Here is a 7,528-nt window from a genome sequence, read left to right on the forward strand (position 1 = left end):
ATCAGGCGACCTTGTTCAAATCGTTATTGCGCGTCTCTTTCAGGCACAGCACAGCAATCAAGCTGATCACCGCTGCCGCCGACACATACCCGCCGACATAACTCAAACCGCCCATCGCCACCAGCTTGGTCGCGAAGAACGGTGCCGCCGACGCACCCACGATCCCACCCAGGTTATACGCCGCCGAAGCACCGGTATAACGCACGCGGGTCGGGAACAGTTCCGGCAACATCGCGCCCATCGGGGCAAACGTCACGCCCATCAGGAACAGCTCCAGCGCCAGGAACAGTGCCACGGCCCAGGTTGAACCGTGGGTCAGCAACGGCTCCATGGTGAAGCCGGAGAGGATGGTCAGAATCGCCCCCACAATCAGCACCGGCTTACGCCCGTAACGGTCGCTGGCCCACGCCGCCAGCGGCGTCGCCGCGCCCATGAACAGCACCGCGAAGCACAACAGCCCGAGGAAGGTTTCACGGCTGTAACCCAGCGTAGACACGCCGTAGCTCAGGGAAAACGCGGTGGTGATATAGAACAGCGCATAACACACCACCATCGAGGCCGCACCCAGCAGGACCGGCAGCCAATGCTGGCTGAACAGTTCCACCAGCGGCACCTTCACCGGCGCTTCCTTGGCCACGGCGTTCGCGAACACCGGCGTTTCATGCAGTTTGAGCCGCGCATACAGCCCCACCATCACCAGCGCCGCGCTGAGAATGAACGGAATGCGCCAGCCCCAGCTGCGGAACTGTTCGTCGCTCAGGCTCATGGCCAGGATCAGGAACAGCCCGTTGGCCGCCAGAAAGCCAATCGACGGGCCCAACTGCGGGAACATGCCGAACCAGGCGCGTTTGCCCTTCGGGGCGTTCTCGGTGGCCAGCAACGCCGCGCCGCCCCATTCGCCGCCAAGCCCGAGGCCCTGGCCGAAGCGCAGTACGCAGAGCAGGATCGGTGCCCAGGCCCCGATGCTGTCATAACCGGGCAGCAAGCCGATCAGCGTGGTGCACACGCCCATCAGCAGCAAAGAGGCGACCAGTGTCGACTTGCGACCGATCCGGTCACCAAAGTGGCCGAACAGCGCCGAGCCCAGTGGCCGCGCGATAAACGCGATACCGAAGGTCAGGAACGAGGCGAGCATCTGCGCCGTGCCGGAGGTTTGCGGGAAGAACACCGGGCCGATCACCAGGGCTGCGGCAGTCGCGTAGATATAGAAGTCGTAGAACTCGATGGCGGTGCCGATGATGCTAGCGGTGGCGACCCGGGCCGTCGAGTTGGTCGGGGCGGCGGTCGCCGTCTCGTTATAGGTGGTGCTCATTGAGGTATCCCTGACGGTCATTGCGCGTTTGGACGCGGATTATTATTGGTCGAACACCCATGGATCAGGGTTGTGCGCGGGGCGGCTCGGGATGGGAGCAAACACCGGTCAGACACGGTAAAGCGGTGCCTGGACGCGCTCAGTGCGGGTAGCACGCGGTCGGGCGGGGCTTGGGTAAGCCACCCGATTATAGGAAGGGGTTTGCGGATCCAACAAGGGGCTTAAGCGGCGACCGGCACCGTGCTGGTGTGCCAGATCAGCACCTTGGCGACGCGGTTGTCCTCGGTCTCGAGGATTTCCAGGCGATAGCGGCCGATTTTCAGGCACACGGCGCAATCCGGAATGGTCTCCAGTGCTTCGGTCACCAGGCCGTTGAGGGTCTTGGGGCCGTCGCTGGGCAGGTGCCAGCCGAGGGTTTTGTTCAAGTCGCGGATCGAGGCGGCGCCGTCGATCACGTAGCGGCCATCCAGTTGCGGCTGGATGTGCGGGTTGTCGAGGTGGTGCTCGTTTTCGAACTCACCGACGATTTCTTCAAGAATGTCTTCCAGGGTCACAATGCCCAGCACTTCGCCGTACTCATCCACAACCATGCCCAGGCGGCGCTGTTGCTTATGAAAATTCAGCAGTTGCAGTTGCAGCGGCGTGCTTTCCGGAACGAAGTAGGGCTCGTGGCAGGCCTCCAGCAGCGCTTCCTTGGTCAGGCTGGCGTCCGGCAGCAGGTGGCGGATCTGCCGCGTGTTGAGCACCGCCTCGACCTGGTTGATGTCGCTGTGGAACACCGGCAGCCGGGTTCGGGTGGAAACCCGCAGTTGCTCGATGATTTCCTCTACCGGGTCATCCAGGTTGATGCCGTCCACTTCGCTGCGGGGCACCAGGATGTCGTTGACGGTGATGTTGTCCAGGGCGTGGATGCCCGGCATGCCCGGCGCGCGGGTGTTGGGGATTTCGGCTTCCGGCTCGTCGTCCTGGTCCGGCTGCTGCTCGTCGCTCTTCTTGACCAGCCCGGGCTTGCGGGTGAACGGGCGCAGCAGCAACAGGCTGACACCGTTGAGCAGCCAGGCCAGCGGATAAAGGATTTTCAGCGGCACGCTCAGCAAGGTATTGCCGAAGCCAAGGATGGTTTGCGGGTGGCGAGTGGCCAGGGCGCGCGGCAGATAGTCGGCCAGCACCAGCAGGACCGCGCTGGAGATCACCCAGCCGAGCCACGGGCCGTTTTGCGCCCAGGCGTAGATCGCCAGCAGGGTGCAGAGAATCACCACCACGGCGCGGCACAGGGTGTTGCAGAGGATCAGGCTGTTGCGCGGGAAGTTCAGGCGGGTGGCGGCTTTGTCACCCTGGCGGGTGCCGGGGCGCAGGGCCAGCAAATGTTGCTGGGCGGCTTCGATGGCGGTAAACAGCGCCGACCATAAAACCAGCAAGGCTACTACCGCAAGCATCGGCCCCAAGGGCAAGTTGTCCATGTCGGCTGCCCGTCAGATATGCAGGATGTATTCGCGAACCAGCTTGCTGCCGAAATAGGCCAGCATCAGCAGGCAGAAACCGGCCAGGGTCCAGCGGATCGCCTTGTGCCCGCGCCAGCCGAGACGGTTGCGGCCCCACAGCAGCACGCTGAACACCACCCAGGCCAGGCAGGCCAGCAGGGTTTTATGCACAAGGTGCTGGGCAAACAGGTTCTCGACGAACAGCCAGCCGGAGATCAGCGACAGCGACAGCAGCGTCCAGCCGGCCCAGAGGAAGCCGAACAGCAGGCTTTCCATGGTTTGCAGCGGCGGGAAGTTCTTGATCAGCCCCGACGGGTGCTTGTGCTTGAGCTGGTGGTCTTGCAACAGCAGCAGCAAGGCCTGGAACACCGCGATGGTGAACATGCCGTAGGCGAGGATCGACAGCAGGATGTGGGCGAGGATGCCCGGCTCTTCATCAATGACCTGCACGGTGCCGGTCGGTGTGAATTGCGCCAGCAGCACCGTCAGCATCCCGAGCGGGAACAACAGCACCAGCAGGTTCTCCACCGGGATCCGGTAGCAGGCCATCAGGGTCAGCGCGATCACCGCGGCGGCAATCAGGCTGGCAGCGCTGAAGAAATCCAGGCCCAGGCCGACCGGCGTCATCAAGTGCGTGAACAGGCTGGCGGCGTGAGCCAGCAGGGCGAGGACGCCAAGGCCTACCAGCAGGCGTTTGTCGGCCTTGGCGCCTTGGGCCAGACGAGTGCCCTGATAGAGGGTCGCAGCGGCATACAAGATGGCGGCGGCGAGGCTGGGTAGCAAACTGGGTGACAAAGGGAGCATAAATCCTGTTAAGCAGGCCCGAAAGGCGCTGAGTTTGGCATACACCTGCGTAACACGAAAGACTCTCAGGCCAGACAGCGGGTGTGCATGGCGACAGTCTTCGCTATAATCCGCGACCTGCCCACGCCGCAGGCTCGCCGAGCGCTGTTTTTAATAGCGACTTACCACAGCCTGGGCCGCCATTACCTCGGTCTAACAATGCATTTCGATGAATAGGGCCTGAAAGGATCGCGCATGTTTGAAAATCTGACTGACCGTCTCTCGCAGACGCTGCGCCATGTCACCGGCAAGGCCAAGCTGACCGAGGACAATATTAAAGACACCCTGCGTGAAGTGCGCATGGCGTTGCTGGAAGCCGACGTCGCCTTGCCGGTGGTGAAGGACTTCGTCAACTCGGTCAAAGAGCGCGCGGTCGGCACCGAAGTGTCCCGCAGCCTGACGCCGGGCCAGGCCTTTGTGAAGATCGTCCAGGCCGAACTCGAAAGCCTGATGGGCGCGGCCAACGAAGATTTGAACCTCAGCGCCGTGCCGCCAGCCGTTGTGCTGATGGCCGGTCTGCAAGGTGCGGGCAAGACCACCACCGCCGGCAAACTGGCGCGCTTCCTTAAAGAGCGCAAGAAGAAGTCGGTGATGGTGGTGTCTGCCGACGTTTACCGTCCGGCGGCTATTAAACAGCTGGAAATGCTCGCGGGCGAAGTGGGCGTGACCTTCTTCCCGTCCGACCTGAGCCAGAAGCCGGTCGATATCGCCCAGGCGGCTATTAAAGAAGCCAAGCTGAAATTCATCGACGTGGTCATCGTCGATACCGCCGGTCGCCTGCACATCGACGAAGAGATGATGGGCGAGATCAAGGCGCTGCATGCCGCGATCAACCCGGTAGAAACCCTGTTCGTGGTCGATGCCATGACCGGCCAGGATGCGGCCAATACCGCCAAGGCCTTTGGTGATGCACTGCCGCTGACCGGTGTGATCCTGACCAAGGTCGACGGCGATGCCCGTGGCGGTGCCGCCTTGTCGGTACGCGCCATTACCGGCAAGCCGATCAAGTTCATCGGTATGGGCGAGAAGAGCGAAGCGCTCGAGCCGTTCCACCCTGAGCGGATAGCCTCGCGTATCCTCGGCATGGGCGACGTGCTCAGCCTGATCGAGCAAGCGGAAGCGACCCTCGACAAGGACAAGGCCGACAAGCTGGCTAAAAAGCTGAAGAAGGGCAAGGGCTTCGACCTCGAAGACTTCCGCGACCAGCTGCAACAGATGAAGAACATGGGCGGCCTCGGCGGCCTGATGGACAAGCTGCCGAACATCGGCGGCGTGAACCTGGCGCAAATGGGCAATGCCCAGGGCGCGGCAGAGAAGCAATTCAAGCAGATGGAAGCCATCATCAATTCCATGACCCCGGCCGAGCGCCGCGACCCTGAGCTGATCAGCGGTTCGCGCAAACGTCGGATCGCCATGGGTTCCGGCACCCAGGTGCAGGACATCGGTCGCTTGATCAAGCAGCACAAGCAGATGCAGAAGATGATGAAGAAATTCTCCGCAAAAGGCGGGATGGCCAAGATGATGCGCGGCATGGGCGGTATGTTGCCCGGCGGCGGCATGCCGAAAATGTAAAGAATTCGAGCAGAAGTTCGCTTCTGCTCCGACCCGCAGGGATGCGGGATCTCCAGCAAACCCGCCATTGGCGGGAGCTGACTTGCCGTTTTAACCGACGGCTCTATAGCAGATCTGAATGGCACGCTGATAGGCGCCAGAAAAAGACATTTGCAAAAGTCCGGATATTCCTTAGAATATGCGGCCTTTCGGGCACCTATGCCCGCTGTGCATTTAGATTTGCAGCACCGACTACAGGAACGATGTTCACATGCTAACAATCCGTCTTGCCCTTGGCGGCTCCAAAAAGCGCCCGTTTTACCACTTGACCGTAACTGACAGCCGCAACCCACGTGACGGCTCTCACAAGGAACAAGTTGGCTTCTTCAACCCGATCGCTCGTGGTCAAGAAGTCCGTCTGTCCGTGAACCAAGAGCGCGTAGCCTACTGGCTGAGCGTTGGTGCACAACCTTCTGAGCGCGTTGCTCAGTTGTTGAAGGATGCATCTAAGGCTGCGGCCTGAGCAATATGAACGCGACGCCAGCGGTTGCTGATGATTTGATCGTTATCGGCAAGATTTATTCTGTTCATGGCGTTCGCGGCGAAGTGAAGGTGTATTCCTTTACTGATCCGACTGAAAACCTGTTGCAGTACAAGACCTGGACGCTCAAGCGCGAAGGTAGTGTGAAACAGGTAGAGCTGGTCAGTGGACGCGGGAGCGACAAGTTCCTGGTCGCAAAGCTCAAGGGTCTTGATGATCGTGAAGAAGCTCGTCTTCTGGCCGGTTATGAGATCTGCGTGCCGCGCAACCTGTTCCCTGAATTGACCGACGGCGAGTACTACTGGTACCAGCTGGAAGGTCTGAAGGTTATTGATCAACTTGGGCAATTGCTCGGGAAAATCGATCATCTTCTGGAAACCGGCGCCAATGATGTAATGGTGGTCAAGCCTTGCGCTGGCAGCCTGGATGATCGCGAACGCCTGTTGCCCTATACCGAGCAATGCGTGTTGGCCGTCGACCTGGCAGCGGGCGAGATGAAGGTGGAATGGGACGCGGACTTCTAACGTGGCTAACCTGCGCGTTGAAGTGATCAGTTTGTTTCCCGAGATGTTTTCCGCCATCAGCGAGTACGGCATCACCAGTCGGGCGGTGAAACAGGGGCTCTTGCAGCTCACCTGTTGGAACCCGCGAGACTACACGACGGATCGACATCACACTGTGGACGATCGCCCATTTGGCGGTGGCCCGGGCATGGTGATGAAGATCAAGCCCCTGGAAGATGCGTTGGTTCAGGCCAAGGCAGCCGCCGGGGAGAAGGCGAAGGTAATTTACCTGTCCCCTCAAGGCCGTCAGCTGAATCAGTCGGCGGTACGCGAGTTGGCGAATCTGGAAGCATTAATCCTGATTGCCGGTCGCTATGAAGGCATTGACGAGCGTTTTATTGATGCTCATGTCGATGAAGAGTGGTCGATTGGGGACTATGTCCTGTCTGGCGGCGAGCTGCCGGCGATGGTCCTGATAGATGCGGTTACACGACTGCTGCCTGGAGCTTTAGGGCATGCGGACTCCGCGGAGGAAGATTCCTTCACGGATGGTTTGCTGGATTGCCCGCACTACACCCGACCGGAGGTGTATGCGGATCAGCGTGTTCCCGACGTATTGCTAAGTGGCAATCACGCACACATCCGGCGTTGGCGTTTACAGCAGTCCCTCGGGCGGACCTATGAACGACGCGCCGATCTTCTGGAAAGCCGCTCGCTTTCTGGAGAAGAGAAGAAGCTGCTCGAGGAATACATCCTCGCGCGGGACGATAGTTAACAACGTATCGATGGTAGGTCCGACGACTTACCTTAGGAGCACAGCATGACTAACAAAATCATCCTTGCACTCGAAGCAGAGCAGATGACCAAAGAGATCCCTACCTTTGCCCCGGGCGACACCATTGTCGTTCAGGTGAAAGTGAAGGAAGGCGACCGTTCGCGTCTGCAAGCGTTCGAAGGCGTGGTAATTGCCAAGCGTAACCGTGGTGTGAACAGTGCTTTCACTGTTCGTAAAATCTCCAACGGTGTTGGCGTAGAGCGTACTTTCCAGACTTACAGCCCGCAAATCGACAGCATGGCCGTTAAACGTCGCGGTGACGTACGTAAAGCCAAGCTGTACTACCTGCGTGACCTGTCCGGTAAAGCAGCTCGCATCAAGGAAAAACTGGCTTAAGTCCAGCTTCCCGATGCAGAAAAAAGCAGCCTACGGGCTGCTTTTTTGTTGCCTGAAATTTGTCTATTTCCCCGGTACTTATTCATGACTACTCGCCTCGAAGAAATTCAGCGTCGTACTGACCTT

8 protein-coding genes are annotated in these 7,528 nt (G+C 59.9%); 5 read left to right on the top strand and 3 right to left on the bottom strand.

Annotated elements, in window-relative coordinates:
• Position 1: 1 nt before the first annotated feature.
• The 3 genes from JV201_RS05205 to JV201_RS05215 form a co-directional block, all read right to left on the bottom strand.
• Positions 2 to 1,312, bottom strand: coding sequence for an MFS transporter (locus tag JV201_RS05205; protein WP_003209595.1), 1,311 nt, complete (start codon positions 1,310 to 1,312; stop codon positions 2 to 4).
• A 221-nt stretch (positions 1,313 to 1,533) separates the two neighbouring features.
• Positions 1,534 to 2,772 carry a transporter associated domain-containing protein gene (locus JV201_RS05210; RefSeq protein WP_219406596.1) on the bottom strand — a complete coding sequence of 413 codons (1,239 nt, stop codon included), beginning with the start codon at positions 2,770 to 2,772 and terminating at the stop codon, positions 1,534 to 1,536.
• 12 nt (positions 2,773 to 2,784) lie between these two features.
• Entirely contained in the window at positions 2,785 to 3,597 is an 813-nt protein-coding gene (locus tag JV201_RS05215) for an inner membrane protein YpjD (protein ID WP_010176828.1), read from the bottom strand.
• Between the two features lie 234 nt (positions 3,598 to 3,831).
• Here JV201_RS05215 and ffh point away from each other — a divergent pair, with 234 nt between their 5' ends.
• The 5 genes from ffh to rplS all read left to right on the top strand — a co-directional run bounded on the left by ffh (position 3,832) and on the right by rplS (position 7,402).
• Complete coding sequence (gene ffh / locus JV201_RS05220; RefSeq protein ID WP_003209589.1) at positions 3,832 to 5,208, top strand: signal recognition particle protein; 1,377 nt, start codon at positions 3,832 to 3,834, stop codon at positions 5,206 to 5,208.
• 250 nt (positions 5,209 to 5,458) lie between these two features.
• On the top strand, positions 5,459 to 5,710 hold the full coding sequence (gene rpsP / locus JV201_RS05225) for a 30S ribosomal protein S16 (RefSeq protein WP_003209587.1): 252 nt from the start codon (positions 5,459 to 5,461) through the stop codon (positions 5,708 to 5,710).
• A 5-nt stretch (positions 5,711 to 5,715) separates the two neighbouring features.
• The gene (gene rimM, locus JV201_RS05230) at positions 5,716 to 6,252 is read left to right on the top strand and encodes a ribosome maturation factor RimM (RefSeq protein ID WP_003175898.1); all 537 of its coding nucleotides are present in this window, start codon (positions 5,716 to 5,718) and stop codon (positions 6,250 to 6,252) included.
• Between the two features lie 43 nt (positions 6,253 to 6,295).
• Positions 6,296 to 7,006, top strand: a complete 711-nt coding sequence (trmD, locus tag JV201_RS05235) for a tRNA (guanosine(37)-N1)-methyltransferase TrmD (protein ID WP_237151084.1) — start codon at positions 6,296 to 6,298, stop codon at positions 7,004 to 7,006.
• Positions 7,007 to 7,051: 45 nt separating this feature from the next.
• Positions 7,052 to 7,402: a 50S ribosomal protein L19 gene (gene rplS / locus JV201_RS05240; RefSeq protein ID WP_003175895.1), complete on the top strand. Its 351-nt coding sequence runs from the start codon at positions 7,052 to 7,054 to the stop codon at positions 7,400 to 7,402.
• Positions 7,403 to 7,528: the final 126 nt, after the last annotated feature.

The organism is Pseudomonas sp. Colony2 (assembly GCF_019382755.1).
GTDB lineage: Bacteria > Pseudomonadota > Gammaproteobacteria > Pseudomonadales > Pseudomonadaceae > Aquipseudomonas.